Here is a 14,883-nt window from a genome sequence, read left to right as displayed (position 1 = left end):
AGTCCCCCTTAGTCGCGGCGCGGCCGTTCGTGACGGGCACTCAGCTCTTCCATAATCTCATCCAGCGGAAGCTTGCGTTCCTGCAGCAGCACCAGCAGATGGTAGATCAGGTCGCTGATCTCCAGGCGCAGCTCGGCATTGTCTTTGTTTTTGGCGGCAATAATCGTCTCAGACGCTTCCTCGCCCACCTTCTTCAGTATCTTGTCGACTCCTTTTTCAAAAAGATAGGTCGTATACGCCCCCTCCGGACGTTCCACCTCACGCTGCGCAATCACTCGCTCCAGTTCACCGAGCACAGCGAAACGTTCCGCATCTGTAAGAAGGGCGGGTTTCTGCGCGGTCTCTGCTGGTACAGCCACAGAACGCTGCAGCGCAATTTCCCGATAAAAGCAGGAAGTCTCCCCGGTGTGGCAGGCCGGTCCTTCAGGGTTAACCTTGACGAGCAGAGTGTCGCTGTCACAGTCATAATGAAGCGAAACTATCGCCTGGGTGTTACCGGAGGTGCCGCCCTTATGCCACAATTCACCGCGCGAGCGGCTCCAGAACCAGGTCTGGCCGCTTTCCAGGGATAGTCGCAGCGACTCTTCATTCATGTAGGCCATCATTAGCACTTCCAGGCTGTTCGCATCCTGCACGATGGCAGGCACGAGTCCCGCGTCATCCCAGCGGATGCCCTCTATTGGATTCGTATCTGTATTATTTGGGGTTTGGCTCATCGGATTTCTACTCCTTTTTGCTTCAGATCTGTCTTCAAATCATGAATCGCTATCTCTTTATAATGAAAAATCGTCGCCGCCAGTCCGGCATCCGCTTTGCCTTCTGTAAACACGTCGTAGAAATGCTCCTTCGTCCCGGCTCCGCCCGAAGCAATCACCGGGATGCTCAGCAGGTCGCATACCGCCGCGGTAAGGTTCAGATCGAATCCGTCCTTCGTCCCGTCGGCATCCATGCTGGTCAGCAGGATTTCGCCTGCGCCTAGCTTCTCGGCTTCCTTGGCCCAGTGCAGGGCACGGATACCGGTCGGCTTGCGGCCGCCATGCGTATACACTTCCCATTCGCCAAAGGCCTCATTATATTTGGCGTCTATGGCCACCACAATACATTGGGAGCCGAACCGGCGCGCGCCCTCCAGAATCAGCTGCGGATTGACGATGGCCGCCGTATTTATGCCGATTTTGTCGGCTCCTGCCCTCAGAATCCGTTTCATATCCTCCGGTGTGGATATCCCGCCGCCGACCGTGAACGGAATTGCAATTTCGCCTGCCGTCTGGCGCACCACCTCTACCATGGTCGCCCGGCCTTCGACTGAAGCCGAAATATCCAGGAACACCAGCTCATCCGCACCCTCGCGGTCATACAGTGCAGCCAGCTCCACCGGATCTCCGGCATCGCGCAGATTAACAAAGTTCACGCCCTTGACCACCCGCCCGTCCTTCACATCAAGGCAGGGTATGATACGTTTAGCTAGCATGGAATGACCTCTCTTTTCGATAAATTTCGATAATTTTCGATAATTTTCGATCCCCCTAAATCCCCCTTAGCCAAGGGGGACCCCAGAGGGCCCCGGCCCTCTGGACACCCGGAAATTTCGGTGTGGTGCGGACGGGGGCGCTCCCGGGCAACAAGTGGCGGATGATCGCTATTCCCTGCGGGGCGCTTGGACGTTCGGCGCTCCTGCAAGGGCGAGAACCTTCGTGTTCCACGGGGCTCCTCCCTATTCTGGGGAGGCGACAGTAGGGCAAACCTTCGTGTTCCACGGGGATGCCTCTCTATTCTGGGGAGGCGACAATAGGGCAAACCTTCGTGTTCCACGGGTGCGCCTACGAGGCGAGAATCAAGACCTTCGTGTTCCACGTGTAACTCCCCAAGCAGCGGAAACAATATAACAGCCTGTTTCGGGATTGAGACTAAGCAGCTTTAATGTATAAAGTGGTTACTACTTAGGCCACCGTATGATGAAACCATCGAAGACTTAACTCCGTGATGGTTTCTTAAGACCGATCCGCCGAATTAGTTGCGAAAATGCACCTCATTCGAGGATTTTTTGTGTTTTGGAGGAAATAGATGTAAAAAGGGTTACTACTTAGGTCCCCGTGAGGATTTAGTATATTACTCCGGAACTCCTGTCAGGGAGCGCGAATCTGCAACTATTTCTGAGTAAATCGATTCTTTCTTTAGGATGTAGACTGTTACTCTGGAACCTTCGGAGGAAATAGATGCGAAACTGCAACTAATTTCAGCCGAAGCACACATGATCAGGCAAATAAGTGCGAATCTGCAACTATTTCGGGGAAAATTCATGCTATAACGCTCAAACCTCGAAATTAGATGCGTTATCGCACTTATTTGCTCCAAAACGGAAAAAATTGGTGAATTAGATGCGTTTTCGCACTTAAATATGTTGGCTGGACTCTTGGGCGATCAAGAAACCAAGTCTTGGATGCCCCTATCTTATGGAGGCCTGAGCAGTAACCAAAAAGGCATCTATTATAGCCTTCTGAGCGAAATAAGCCTCATTTACTCAAGATTAGTTGCAGATTTGGTTACTACTTAGGACCCGGGTTTTCCCCATATAGATTTGAGCGTTCTAAGTCCAAACACGTAGGTGGCTATGAGGGAAAATCTACCGTTAACTCCCAGCTAGTGTTTGGTTTTCATGACATATAGGGAAAAGTTACCACTAAATTGGCTTTCGAGGGCAATATGAAGCGGATAGCACGTAATTAGCGGTAGAAACTCCCTATAACTCCATCGAATCCCCATTCTGAGACCAACTAGCGGTAGATTTTCCCTATAATTTTTCGTTAGACCTAAGAAGTAACCAGATTTGCACCTATTTACTCGCTGGCAGGAGTTTCAGCTAAATTTAGTTGCACTTTCGCATCTAATTGATCCGAATGTTACAGAGCAACCTTCTCCGTCCTCGCTGGGTCCTAAGTAGGAACATAAAGTGCAGTTGTTTCCGATGAAAACTAGCATTTATAACTTTTAAGTGTATTTGGTACAGTTAAATTTAGAGTTATAGCCCACTTTCAGCGAAAACCTCATTTTCAACTGTATAAAATACAATTAAATACGGGAGAGTGCGAAAAAATCAACAATATAGCTATAGCTGCAAAATACAGTTACGCCAGTTGCAGCAGCAAAAGTACCACTCCGACGGCTAGCTGACCTGGAATAAAGGACTCAAAGAAGCAAGGTTACTTATCAACCCGAGCGTGCTGTTACATTCGGCTGAGCCCACCAGAACCACAGAACCCCCGGATCAACATCCGGGGACTTGCAGGCCAGCATTCAGTCAGCTGAGCAGATTGATTTACTTCTGATCCAGCGCCTTCAGCGCCTCGGACAGATCGATGTTGCCGGTATAGAGCGCCTTGCCAACAATCGCACCGCCAATGCCGCTGGCGCTGTGCGCATGCAGGCGCACCAGATCATCCAGACTGGTGACTCCGCCGGAGGCGATTACCGTACGGCCGCTGGTGGCGGCCATCGACAGGATGCCCTCCACATTCGGACCCTGCATCATCCCGTCGCGGGAGATATCGGTGTAGATGAAGGTCTGGGCGCCTTTGGCAGCCAGCTCTTTCGCCAAATCCTCGGCACGCACCTCGGAGGTGTTCAGCCAGCCATGCGTGGCCACGAATCCGTTCCTGGCATCGATACCAATCGCTACCTTGTCGCCGTATTTCGCCAGCACGGCTTCGGTAAACGCATGGTCGTTAATCGCAGCGGTGCCGATAATGACCCGGCTCACGCCCAGCCCGAGCAGCTTCTCCACATCGGCAAGCGTACGGAGGCCGCCGCCCACCTGAACAGGAACATTTGCGTTCGCAGCGATGGCGCCGATAATGTCATCATTGACCGGGTGGCCCGCCTTGGCACCATCCAGATCGACCAGGTGAATGAATTTCCCACCCTGCTCTTCCCACGATTTTGCCACCTTCAGCGGACTGTCATTGTAGATCGTTTCCTGATTGTAGTCGCCCTGCATCAGCCTGACGCATTTTCCATCCCGGATATCAATGGCCGGATAGATAATAAAAGAAGACATTTGGCGCTCCCCGCTTTCGTTACATTCTGTTTATATAAGATGAACTTAAGAATGGAGTAGTGGAGTTGCCAGAAAGACTATTGCATAGAGCATTCTGGCAGCTTGGATGTAACATTCTTAAGTTCACGTTCTATAGTACGGCTTACGCCTGCTCTGCTTTAAGCTTCAAGAAATTACCCAGCAGCCGGATGCCCAGCTCGCCGCTTTTTTCCGGATGGAACTGCATGCCGAATACATTATCCCGACCAACGATTGCCGTCACCGGCTGCCCGTAATCGGTAACCGCCAGCAGATCCTGCTGCTGCTCCACCAGCGCGTGATAGGAGTGAACGAAATAGACATGTCCCTCGTCCAGCCCCTCCAACAGCGGACTACCCAGCTGCCGGAAGCTCAGCTTATTCCAACCCATATGCGGCACCTTGTAGCCGTCGCGCGGCTCGAAGCGAAGCACTTCACCGGGCAAAATATCCAGCCCCTCATGAACCCCGTACTCTTCGCCTCTGCTGAACAGCAGTTGCATACCGAGACAGATGCCGAGCAGCGGCTGCTTGCCCGCCGCTGACTGCTTCACTACCACATCCAGCCCGCTCTCCCGCAGATGCGCCATCGCGTCGCCAAAAGCACCGACTCCCGGCAGAATCACACTGTCCGCAGCCCATATCTCCGCGGCATCGCCGGTGATCAGATACTCATACCCCAGCCGCTCGACCGCCTTGCTGACACTGTGCAGATTACCCATGCCATAATCGACGATGGCTACCGCCATGCTACAGCACTCCCTTCGTGGAAGGCACACCCTTCACACGGGGATCAATCGTTGTCGCTTCATCCAGTGCCCGGCCCAATGCCTTGAACACCGCTTCGATCATGTGGTGAGTGTTGAAGCCGTAGTGAACAATCACATGCAGCGTGATCCGCGCTTCCAGCGCGAACTTCCAGAGGAATTCCTGCACCAGCTCCGTCGAGAAGCTTCCCACCTGCTGGGACGGATAAGCGGCACGGTATTCGAAATGCGGACGGTTGCTGATGTCAATAACCACCTGCGCCAGCGCTTCATCCATGGGAACGAACACGCTCGCGTAACGTTTAATACCTTTTTTGTCGCCAAGCGCTTCACGCAGTGCATGTCCCAGACAGATACCAATGTCCTCGACCGTATGGTGGTCATCGATATCGATATCGCCCCGGCCCTGCAGGGACAGGTCGAACTGGCCATGCTTAGTGAACAGATCAAGCATATGATTCAGAAAAGGAACATCCGTCTCCAGCTCCGCCTGACCGCTTCCATCTATAGTAAGGGAGAGCGTAATGTCTGTTTCGTTAGTTTTGCGGCTGATACCCGCCTGGCGTTCCGTCTGTCCGTTATTATTCTCCATGGGTGTTCCCGCCTTCCGCTTCATTCTGCAATCGGATTTCAATGGCCCGCGCATGGCCTTCCAGCCCCTCACGCCGTGCCAATTCTATAATGGTCGCCCCGTCACGCAGGAGCGCTTCCTTGCTGTAATAGATGAGACTCGATTTCTTGATGAAATCATCCACGTCCACCGGCGAGGAGAACCGCGCCGTGCCGTTGGTCGGAATAATATGGTTCGGTCCGGCAAAATAATCCCCCACCGGCTCCGAGCTGTACGGCCCCAGAAAAATCGCGCCGGCATTCTCAATGCTGCCGGTCAGGCCCATCGGATCAACGGTCACAATCTCCAGATGCTCCGGCGCCAGCTGGTTGACTACGGAGATGCCTTCCTCCATCGACTCCACGACGATAATCGCGCCGTAATTCTCTACCGAAGCGCGGGCTATAGCTTGCCGCGGCAGTTCGAGCAGCTGCCGTTCCACTTCGGCAGCAACAGCCTCTGCCAGGCGCTGCGAAGGGGTGACGAGGATGGCAGAGGCCATCTCGTCATGCTCCGCCTGCGAGAGCAGGTCAGCCGCGATATAGGCCGGCTCTGCGGTATCATCCGCAAGCACGACAATCTCGCTGGGACCGGCAATGCTGTCGATATCGACTACCCCGTACACCTCGCGCTTCGCCAGCGCGACGTAGATGTTGCCGGGGCCGCATATCTTGTCCACAGGCGTGATGCTAGGCGTGCCGAAGGCAAGCGCTGCGATCGCCTGGGCTCCACCGACCCGGTAGATCTCGTTCACGCCCGCCTCTGCGGCGGCTACGAGAATGTACGGGTCGATGCCCGCGGTGCCGCCGGTAGACGGCGGCGTCACCATCACGATCTCCGGCACCCCGGCAATCTGTGCCGGAATCACGTTCATCAGCACGGAGGACGGGTACGCCGCCTTGCCTCCGGGCACATACACGCCCACCCGCTTCAGCGGGCGGATAATCTGGCCCAGCACGGTGCCATCCGGCTGCAGATCCATCCACGAATTGCGTTTCTGTCTGGCGTGGAAGGCACGGATGTTAGCAGCCGCTGCGCGGATAGCCGTGACGAACGATTCCTCTACCCGACTGTACGCAGCCTGCAGCTCCTCGGGGGTCACACGCAGCTGCCCTGGCTCCAGTACAGCGCCGTCGAAGCGCTCCGTGTATCGCAGCAGTGCTGCGTCTCCTTCTTGTTTGACGTCAGCTACAATCTGCTGAACAGCCTTGTTCTGCTCCGGGGTTCCATAATCGACTTCCCGCTGCAGCTTGAATTCCTTGCTCGACTTCACCTTCACCGCTGGTTTCCTCCCTTTCAATCGGCCTGTCCGCTAAGGCGGCAGAAGCTTCAGCTTCCTGTATGTACCTGCGGCTGCCCTATCACAGCCTGCAGACGGTCACACAGCAACTGGATCTCCACATTCTTCATCCGGTAGCTCACGCGGTTCGCCACAAGCCGGCTCGTGATCTCAAATATGCTGGTCATCTCAATAAGCCCGTTGTCCCGCAGCGTCTGGCCGGTCTCGACCATATCGACAATCCGGTCCGCCAGGCCGATCAGCGGCGCAAGCTCTATAGAGCCGTTCAGCTTAACGACCTCTACCTGCTGCCCCTGCTCGCGGAAATATCTTGAAGCTACATTGGGGTACTTGGTCGCTACGCGCTGCTGAATACCCGGCTGCCAGTCAGGCAACCCGATGATCGACATCCGGCAGCGGGCAATGCCCAGATCAAGCAGCTCATAGACGTCACGATTCTCCTCCAGCAGTACATCCTTGCCGACAATTCCGATATCTGCCACGCCATACTCAACGTAGGTAGGCACATCCACCGGCTTGGCCAGTATAAATTCCATACCTGCCTCCGGCAGCTCAATCACCAGCTTGCGGGAAGCTTCCCCATCCGGGGGGATCGGCAGACCGGCCATTCGAAACAGCTCGGCTGCCTTATTGTAAATCCGCCCTTTGGGCATGGCCACCTTCAGTATTTGCGCCATTCTCAAGTTCCTCCATTTCCGTCTGATATTTATCGGTTCAGCTCCTCTTATCCGGAGCGTTTCTGCTGTATTCGATCCTGCTTAGCCGTGCTCACTTACAAAAGACACAAACGTATACACCTCACCGTACCGTTCACCTTCTGCTTCTACCGTATCGGCAGTAAGGCGGTGCACCTGCTTCAGCTCCTCCGGCTCGTTGGCCAGCCGCGTAACAACAGCGTGGCCTTCCAAACGCAGCCGGGTGGCTTCCTCGAGTCCTTCCTTGCGTCGCAGCGCATCATACTGAATCAGAATCGGCAGCTCCTCGGCTTCCGGATCACCAGCCACACCGTCCAGAATCCGGTTGGTCTTCAGAGAGAAGCCTGTAGAGGGAATCGGACGCCCGAACTGCTGAAGCAGATTATCATAACGTCCTCCGCTGGCTACAGGGAAACCTAGCTCAGCCGCATATCCCTCGAAGGTCATGCCAGTATAATAGGAGAAATCGCCAATCATGGTCAGGTCAATCAAGACATGCTGGGATACGCCATAGGATACCAGCACCTCCCATACCTTGCACAGATGCTCTATGGAAGCACGGGCCAGCGGATGGCTGGTAAGCTCCAGCGCCTGGCCGCAGATCTCTTTGCCGCCGCGCAGCCGTAGCAGCCCGTCCAGCTCGTCCTTCTGTGCTCCAGGCAGCAGCAGCCGCTGCAGCGTCTCGCGAAAGGATACATAATCGCGGCCCAGCAGATGGCTCTTCAGCTCCTCCTGTGCCTCGGGGAGGCCAGGTACAGCCTCCTGGAACAGCCCGTTCAGGAAGCCGACATGGCCCATGGCGATTTTGAAGGATTTCACGCCTGCAGCCTGCAGCGAAGCAATCGCCAACGCCACCACCTCGGCATCCGCCTCCGGCGAATCATCGCCAACCAGTTCTACTCCGGTCTGGAAGAATTCCGCCTCTCTGCCTGCTTCCTCCTCAATTGCGCGGAATACATTCGCGTGATACGACAAGCGCAGCGGCAGCGGCTCGTCTTTGAGCAAGGAAGAGACCACCCGGGCCACCGGCGCGGTCATTTCAGAACGCAGCACCAGCGCCTGGCCCCGGTTATTCAGCAATTTATACAGCTTCTGATCCGATGTGGAGCTGGCTACGCCCACCGTATCATAATATTCCAGTGTGGGCGTCATCATCTGCCGATAGCCCCAGCGGCTCATGCAGAACAGCACATCCTGCTCAATTCTGCGCAGCTTGGTTACGGCCCGGGGCAGATAATCACGCACGCCGGACGGCTTCTCGAATCCCTTCGGTTTAGACATCTTCACGGTCACCTCGTCAGTTTCATTATAAGCTTATTTATTATTACTTTACTATGGTAAAGTGGTAGCAAATTAAAGGATTTACAATATCGTATCACGGACCCCACTTTTGCGTCAATATCAGGTCTATGCTTACAGCATACCATTGATCAGAGCTTTTATTAAATAAACGGCTTGGGACGCATGCTGCTACCGGATCTCGACCCGTATTCTGGTTCTGCTGGTCCAGGACAGTTTACAAGAATATCAGGTAAGGAGTATGATAATCACAAGTTGTATACAAGTATACTGAATAAGGTGCATAGGCAATAACATTCTATGAAGGAGTGAATGGCTATGAAATTAGGCATGATCGGTTTGGGCAAAATGGGCTTTAATTTGGTGTTAAACCTGCTAGAGCATGGACACGACCTGGTGGTCCATGATATTAAGCCACAAATTGCCGACGAATTGGCCAACAAGGGAGCGGTCGCCGCCGCTTCTATAGATGATATGGTCTGCCAGCTGACACCGCCGAGAGTGGTCTGGGTGATGCTCCCCTCAGGTACAGTGCTGCAAAGTGTGATTGATCAACTGGAAGTGCTGCTTGATGCAGGAGATATCATCATAGATGGCGGCAACTCGCATTATAAGGAATCTATCGCCCGTGCCGAGAAGCTTGGGGAAAGCGGTATTCAACTGTTCGACGCCGGCACTTCAGGCGGAATGGAAGGAGCAGAGCATGGCGCCTGCTTCATGATCGGTGGCAATCGGGAGAGGTTTGCAGAAGTTGAAGGGTTGTTCAGCGACCTGGCGGTCCGCAGCGGCTATCTCTATGCCGGGGAAAGCGGCAGCGGCCACTTCCTCAAAATGATTCATAACGGAATCGAGTATGGGATGATGCAGTCCATCGCTGAAGGCTTTGAGCTGCTGGAGAAGAGCAGCTATAATTTCAATTATGAGGATGTGGCCCGCCTGTGGTCGAGTGGTTCCGTGATCCGCGGCTGGCTGATGGAGCTTGCGCAGAGTGCTTTTGCCAAAGATCCGAAGCTGGCCGGCATTCGCGGAGTCATGCAGAGCTCGGGTGAAGGGAAATGGACGGTACAGACCGCACTCGATCTGGAGGTCAGCACTCCGGTCATTGCACTCTCCCTGCTGATGCGCTACCGTTCGCTGGAGGAAGATACTTTTCACGGCAAGGTTGTCGCCGCACTGCGCAATGAATTCGGCGGTCATGCCGTTGTTCCGGGGGATAACAGCCAGAACATACCGAACTAAATACAGGATGGAGGCGTCGTTTCACATGCAATTTCCAAAAGCCTGGCTGCAGGGTGTGTCCCTTGGGGAATATATCGCTTGTGAGCTGAGGCTGCAAATCATCAATGAAACGATCCCCCGCGGAGAGATCCTCTCCGAGAACCGGATCGCCGGGGAATTCGGTGCAAGCCGCTCCCCTGTCAGGGAAGCCTTAAGAACCTTGTCTACGGAAGGTCTGATCCGGCTGGAGCGGATGGGGGCTGTTGTGCTGGGCTTAAATCTGCAAGAGGTAGAAGAGCTGTACGATGTGCGATACTTGATCGAAAGCTTTGCACAGTCCAGATTAGCCGGGCAGCAGCAGGAGTCCCTGTTGTCCCGGCTGGAGCAATCCATCGACAAGATGAAGCTGGCCGTCAAATATGGCGATGTGGTTGAATTTGCCCTGCAAGACTTCACTTTTCACGAGAGCATAATTCTGGAGGCCCATCATACACGGATTCTGCATCTATGGAACAGCATTCGCCAGATGGTAATGACTGTTATGCTGATCACGAATCAGCGGAGCTTCCAGGCGGGTGCAGAGCATATGAACTGGGTAGCAGAGAAACATCACACGATTGTGCAGGCACTCCGGTCAGGAGATGCAGAGGTCATCCGCCGGACGGTGGAGACGTATTTCGCTGATTCTGCAGAAACGCTGGTCCGCAGCCTGCCGCATAGCTGATCGCGGACCGCATTCCAGACAGAAAGAAGGATCGTATGTTGAATAAACTGTACATGATTGGCATTGATATTGGCACCACCAGCACCAAAGCCGTGCTGTTTGAACGAAGCGGCCGGATTGTCACTCAGGCCAGCCAGGGATATCCACTGCATCAGCCTTCCCCCTCAGTCGCAGAGCAGGACCCGGAACAGATCAGACAGGCCGTGATGCATACGGTCTCCACTGTCATGTCGAAGAGCGCAATTGATCCGCAAGCCGTCCTCTTCATCGCCTTCAGTTCAGCCATGCACAGTGTGATTGCTGTTGATGGCCAAGGGAAACCGCTGACCGCCTGCATTACCTGGGCGGACAACCGCAGTGCCAAATATGCACTCCGTCTGAAGCATGAGTTGAACGGGCATGAGCTGTATCTGCGGACCGGAACACCGATCCACCCGATGTCGCCAATCACGAAGCTGATGTGGCTGCGCGAAGAGCAGCCGGAGCTGTTCAGCCGGGCAGTAAAATTCATCTCCATCAAAGAATATGTGATTGCCCGGCTATTCGGAGACTATGTGATTGATCATTCCATCGCCTCTTCTACAGGGATGTTCAATCTGGAGCAGTTGGACTGGGACCCGGCGGCGCTGAAGATCGCCGGAATTACACCGGACCGGCTATCCCGCCCTGTGCCGACGACAGAGATTCTACAGGGGCTGCTCCCCGGACTGGCGGAGGAGCTGGGGCTGCTTGAATCCACGCCTTGCGTAGTGGGCGCAAGCGACGGCGTGCTCTCCAATCTCGGAGTCGGGGCAATCCGCCCCGGCGTGATCGCTGCCACGATTGGTACCAGCGGCGCGATCCGCACGGTAGTCGACCGGCCGATTACGGATCCCAAAGGCCGGATCTTCTGTTACGCGCTCACCGATAAGCACTGGGTCATCGGAGGGCCGGTTAATAACGGCGGCATGCTGTTCCGCTGGGTAAGAGATGAATTGGCTGCCTCCGAGGTGGAGACAGCGAAACGGCTCGGGATTGACCCTTATGAAGTGCTGACCCGGATTGCCGAGCAGGTTCCACCGGGCAGCGGCGGCCTGTTGTTCCATCCGTATCTCAGCGGCGAACGGGCGCCGCTGTGGAACCCGGATGCACGGGGTTCTTTTTTCGGTCTGACCATGAATCATCACAAAGAGCATATGATCCGCTCCGTGCTGGAGGGTGTCATCTTTAATATGTATACGGTGCTGCTGGCGATGGAAGAGCAGATTGGGCGGCCCCGCCAGATCCTGGCGACAGGCGGTTTTGCCCGTTCCTCCTTGTGGCGGCAGATGATGGCTGATATTTTTGACCAGGAAGTTGTTGTTCCCGAGAGCTTCGAGAGCTCCTGTCTGGGTGCAGTTGTGCTTGGACTCTACGCTACAGGGCATACAGACTCGCTGGACATCGTGTTCGAGATGATTGGTTCTACGCATCAGCATGAACCTATTGAAGCACATGCCAAGGTCTATAAGCGGCTGCTTCCGATCTATATCTCCGTCTTCCGCAGCCTGGAGAGTCAGTATGAGGCGATTGCCGAGTTCCAGCGTGAAGAGGCCGGAGAATAGCCGATCAACCCCTCTCTGCTCTCTTCCAAACATCAATAACGCCGGTTCTCCGCATGATGCAGAGAACCGGCGTTATTGATGAGTTCAGCGGCGATCCGTTTGTTGTAGCTGTGTTATGGACTGCGGCTTCTGAGGCGCTGTTCCGAACATGATCCAGGCCGGACGCAGGTAGCGGAAGGCCAGATGTACAACCAGCCAGGAGATCAGCAGCGCCGCCAGCCAGCCGCCGGCAATGGACAGCATATAGGCCAGGTACCCGCCGTGAAACGGTATTTTTCTATAGAAGAAAAGAACAGCCGGATGGAGCAGGAAAATTCCGAAGGAGCAAGCCCCAATGGAAACCAGCACTCTGGACAGTAAATTCCGTCCTTGTCCGTACAGCATATACGATACTTGGAACAGAACCAGACAGGATAACAGTGCGTGCAGATTGAAAAAGGCATCATACCACAAGCTGTTAATCACTGTACTGTGGACATAGTTGTTATGCCATAGCTCCACATGAATCATTCCGGCGGCTGCCCACAGCAGCCAGAGGGCAATCCAGGCAGCCCCTTTACCCGAACGCCAGCCTTCTCTTGAAACGACGAGCCATGACTTCAGCCGGGTATAATATACCGCAATGCCCGCTCCGAGCAGGAAATAGGAGAAATACGTAATCGCCAAGCTGCCTCTCGACAGCTCCCAGTAGCCGTGATTGGTCATATATTTGTTCAACAGTACGAATCCCCATTGCAGTAGCAGTCCAATCAGCGGCGCCCAGGCCGCCAGCCGGCGCAGCTTCTGCAACGGCCATAGCAGGAGCGGAAACAGCACATAGAACTGAATAATAATAATGATGTAATACAGATGGGTATAAGCCGTTCCATTCCGCAGATATTTGCCCAACTTCGAGGCCTGCTCTGCCAGAGGAAGCCCCCAGAGATGTCCATCCGTCATTTTGAGCGCGAAATACAGCACCGAAAAAACGATATACGGAACAATAATGTAAATTAATCGGCGGGTATAGAATTTACCGAGCATTTTCCCACCGAGTGGACGGTCGATATAATTGTAGAACAATACAAATCCGCTAAGAAAGATAAACGATGGCACTGCAAATTGGCTAAATTTATTAATCCATAGAAAAGGATAAAAAAGCGGTGTCCCTGACATTTCCGTCAAAGTGCGCGAAGTGGCATGAATAGCCAAGACGGCAAAGATAGCCAATGCCCGATAGATATCAAGCTGCGGAATTTTCTCCTTCTGTATCATAAACTTCCTCCTGTTACTTCCGCTTCCCAGAATACCTGGAGCAATTACCTCTACTTATTAGACATGAGACTCTTCTGCAGCCTTACATGCCCCTATTCTCTTGTTTACGCTGATTGGCCGGGCTGTTAACGGCTCCGTTTGATTCAGTGCCCTTTGTACCTCTGGAAGCAGGGCTGAGTGAACGTGGCACGCTGCCAAATATCACCCAGGATAACCGGAACCGGCGGAACACAAATTGAGTCAGCAGCCAACTGATCGTGAGCGCAGCCACTAGCCCTCCATAGACAAACATAACATAAGTGAACGATTCAAGCGGAATATGATAACGGAACCGGCGGTAGATCAAGAGCACCAATGGATGAATCAGATAAACAGCGAACGATAGCTCACCCAGACGCGTCAACCAGGCCACGACAGCACGCGGAGCACTGCGGTAGATCAGGAATGCGAAGTACATCAGCGACAGCGCCGAGAGCATCGTATGCAGATTCCATAACAGCTCATACCACAGTGAATTAACCCAGATTCCATCATGACGGCCATTGTACCATAGCTGCACATGTGTAAAGGCCGCAACCAGCCAGCAGCTCAGCAGCAGCACTGTGAGCTTTTTGTACAATGAGCTCATTTGGCCCCAAGGCGTTGTCAGCCACTGCTTCACTTTATCGAAATGAATCGCAACAAATGCGCCCATCATATAATAGGCGAGATAGGAGATAGCCAAGCTGCCTTTCTCAATAATATGAAGCTGGTATTTATTCAAGAAGATGAAACCCCATTGCAGGCCAAAACCAAGCGGTATCGCCAGACGCACCCAAATCCGGGAGCTCTGCAGCAGCTTCAGAATAAGCGGAAAAAATATATAAAACTGAATACTGATAAACACAAAATATAAATGCGCATAAGCAGAGCCTGTAAACAAGGCACGCAGGAAACTCAGCAAATTGTCTATAGCCGACTCCGAGGCAAATTCTCCGTTCACGTACAGCTTCAGCCCATAATAGCCCATAGAGGCCAGCAGGTAAGGCAGCAGAATGTAGGTCATGCGCCGGCGGTAGAAGTTGCCGATCAGGCTGCGTGTCACAGGACGCCCGTAGTAATTATAGAAGAGCACGAAGCTGCTTAGAAAAATAAACGATGGTGTTCCAAACTTAAAGAAAATATTAATCCAGTTAAGCCAATAATAATAGGGCGAGTTCAGGCCCTGTTCGGCTGCTGCAAAAGATGAGGAGTGGACATGGATAACCCCCAAGATGGCAATCGCCCGGAATATATCCAGCTGCGGCAGTCTTTCTTGTTTCAAGGTACTCACTTAGATTTCCTCTTTTCTGCTATGATGGCTAATTCATAGAGACATTAAGC

Annotated in this window: 13 protein-coding genes; 3 read left to right on the top strand and 10 right to left on the bottom strand. The window is 53.6% G+C overall.

The genetic code is table 11. From position 1 onward, the window contains the following. Positions 1-8: 8 nt before the first annotated feature. The 8 genes from hisIE to B9T62_RS32740 all read right to left on the bottom strand — a co-directional run bounded on the left by hisIE (position 9) and on the right by B9T62_RS32740 (position 8,724). On the bottom strand, positions 9-716 hold the full coding sequence (gene hisIE, locus B9T62_RS32775) for a bifunctional phosphoribosyl-AMP cyclohydrolase/phosphoribosyl-ATP diphosphatase HisIE (RefSeq protein ID WP_087919081.1): 708 nt from the start codon (positions 714-716) through the stop codon (positions 9-11). Then, a complete protein-coding gene (gene hisF, locus B9T62_RS32770) occupies positions 713-1,471 on the bottom strand; it encodes an imidazole glycerol phosphate synthase subunit HisF (protein ID WP_087919080.1) in 759 nt (252 codons plus the stop codon). The genes hisIE and hisF overlap by 4 nt, the downstream gene beginning before the upstream one ends. Before the next feature lie 1,845 nt (positions 1,472-3,316). After that, positions 3,317-4,054, bottom strand: a complete 738-nt coding sequence (hisA, locus tag B9T62_RS32765) for a 1-(5-phosphoribosyl)-5-[(5-phosphoribosylamino)methylideneamino]imidazole-4-carboxamide isomerase (protein ID WP_087919079.1) — start codon at positions 4,052-4,054, stop codon at positions 3,317-3,319. 142 nt (positions 4,055-4,196) lie between these two features. Next, complete coding sequence (hisH, locus tag B9T62_RS32760; protein ID WP_087919078.1) at positions 4,197-4,820, bottom strand: imidazole glycerol phosphate synthase subunit HisH; 624 nt, start codon at positions 4,818-4,820, stop codon at positions 4,197-4,199. A gap of 1 nt (position 4,821) precedes the next feature. Beyond that, positions 4,822-5,430 (bottom strand): imidazoleglycerol-phosphate dehydratase HisB, encoded by a 609-nt coding sequence (gene hisB / locus B9T62_RS32755; protein ID WP_087919077.1) that lies wholly within the window; start codon positions 5,428-5,430, stop codon positions 4,822-4,824. Continuing rightward, positions 5,420-6,727, bottom strand: coding sequence for a histidinol dehydrogenase (hisD, locus tag B9T62_RS32750; protein WP_087919076.1), 1,308 nt, complete (start codon positions 6,725-6,727; stop codon positions 5,420-5,422). Before hisD ends, hisB begins: the two co-directional genes overlap by 11 nt. Before the next feature lie 50 nt (positions 6,728-6,777). Beyond that, the gene (gene hisG, locus B9T62_RS32745) at positions 6,778-7,425 is read right to left on the bottom strand and encodes an ATP phosphoribosyltransferase (protein WP_087919075.1); all 648 of its coding nucleotides are present in this window, start codon (positions 7,423-7,425) and stop codon (positions 6,778-6,780) included. Between the two features lie 81 nt (positions 7,426-7,506). After that, complete coding sequence (locus tag B9T62_RS32740; protein WP_087919074.1) at positions 7,507-8,724, bottom strand: ATP phosphoribosyltransferase regulatory subunit; 1,218 nt, start codon at positions 8,722-8,724, stop codon at positions 7,507-7,509. A gap of 336 nt (positions 8,725-9,060) precedes the next feature. On the opposite strand from B9T62_RS32740, the gene gnd reads away from it, so the two are divergent. From gnd to gntK, 3 genes are read left to right on the top strand one after another with little or no spacing between them, the layout of a single operon-like run. Next, complete coding sequence (gnd, locus tag B9T62_RS32735) at positions 9,061-9,981, top strand: phosphogluconate dehydrogenase (NAD(+)-dependent, decarboxylating) (RefSeq protein ID WP_087919073.1); 921 nt, start codon at positions 9,061-9,063, stop codon at positions 9,979-9,981. Between the two features lie 25 nt (positions 9,982-10,006). After that, the gene (locus B9T62_RS32730; protein WP_087919072.1) at positions 10,007-10,684 is read left to right on the top strand and encodes a GntR family transcriptional regulator; all 678 of its coding nucleotides are present in this window, start codon (positions 10,007-10,009) and stop codon (positions 10,682-10,684) included. Positions 10,685-10,719: 35 nt separating this feature from the next. Beyond that, positions 10,720-12,267: a gluconokinase gene (gene gntK, locus B9T62_RS32725; protein WP_211296378.1), complete on the top strand. Its 1,548-nt coding sequence runs from the start codon at positions 10,720-10,722 to the stop codon at positions 12,265-12,267. Positions 12,268-12,351: 84 nt separating this feature from the next. Here the strand turns inward: gntK and B9T62_RS32720 are convergent, their stop codons facing one another. Both B9T62_RS32720 and B9T62_RS32715 read right to left on the bottom strand, forming a co-directional pair. After that, on the bottom strand, positions 12,352-13,521 hold the full coding sequence (locus B9T62_RS32720) for an acyltransferase (RefSeq protein ID WP_087919071.1): 1,170 nt from the start codon (positions 13,519-13,521) through the stop codon (positions 12,352-12,354). 82 nt (positions 13,522-13,603) lie between these two features. Next, positions 13,604-14,833: an acyltransferase gene (locus tag B9T62_RS32715; protein WP_087919070.1), complete on the bottom strand. Its 1,230-nt coding sequence runs from the start codon at positions 14,831-14,833 to the stop codon at positions 13,604-13,606. Between the last annotated feature and the right edge of the window lie 50 nt (positions 14,834-14,883).

This window comes from Paenibacillus donghaensis (genome assembly GCF_002192415.1).
Taxonomy (GTDB): Bacteria; Bacillota; Bacilli; order Paenibacillales; family Paenibacillaceae; genus Paenibacillus_AQ; species Paenibacillus_AQ donghaensis.
The sequence above is the reverse complement of the archived record's forward strand: the minus strand, read 5'-3'. Positions and strand labels throughout refer to the sequence as shown.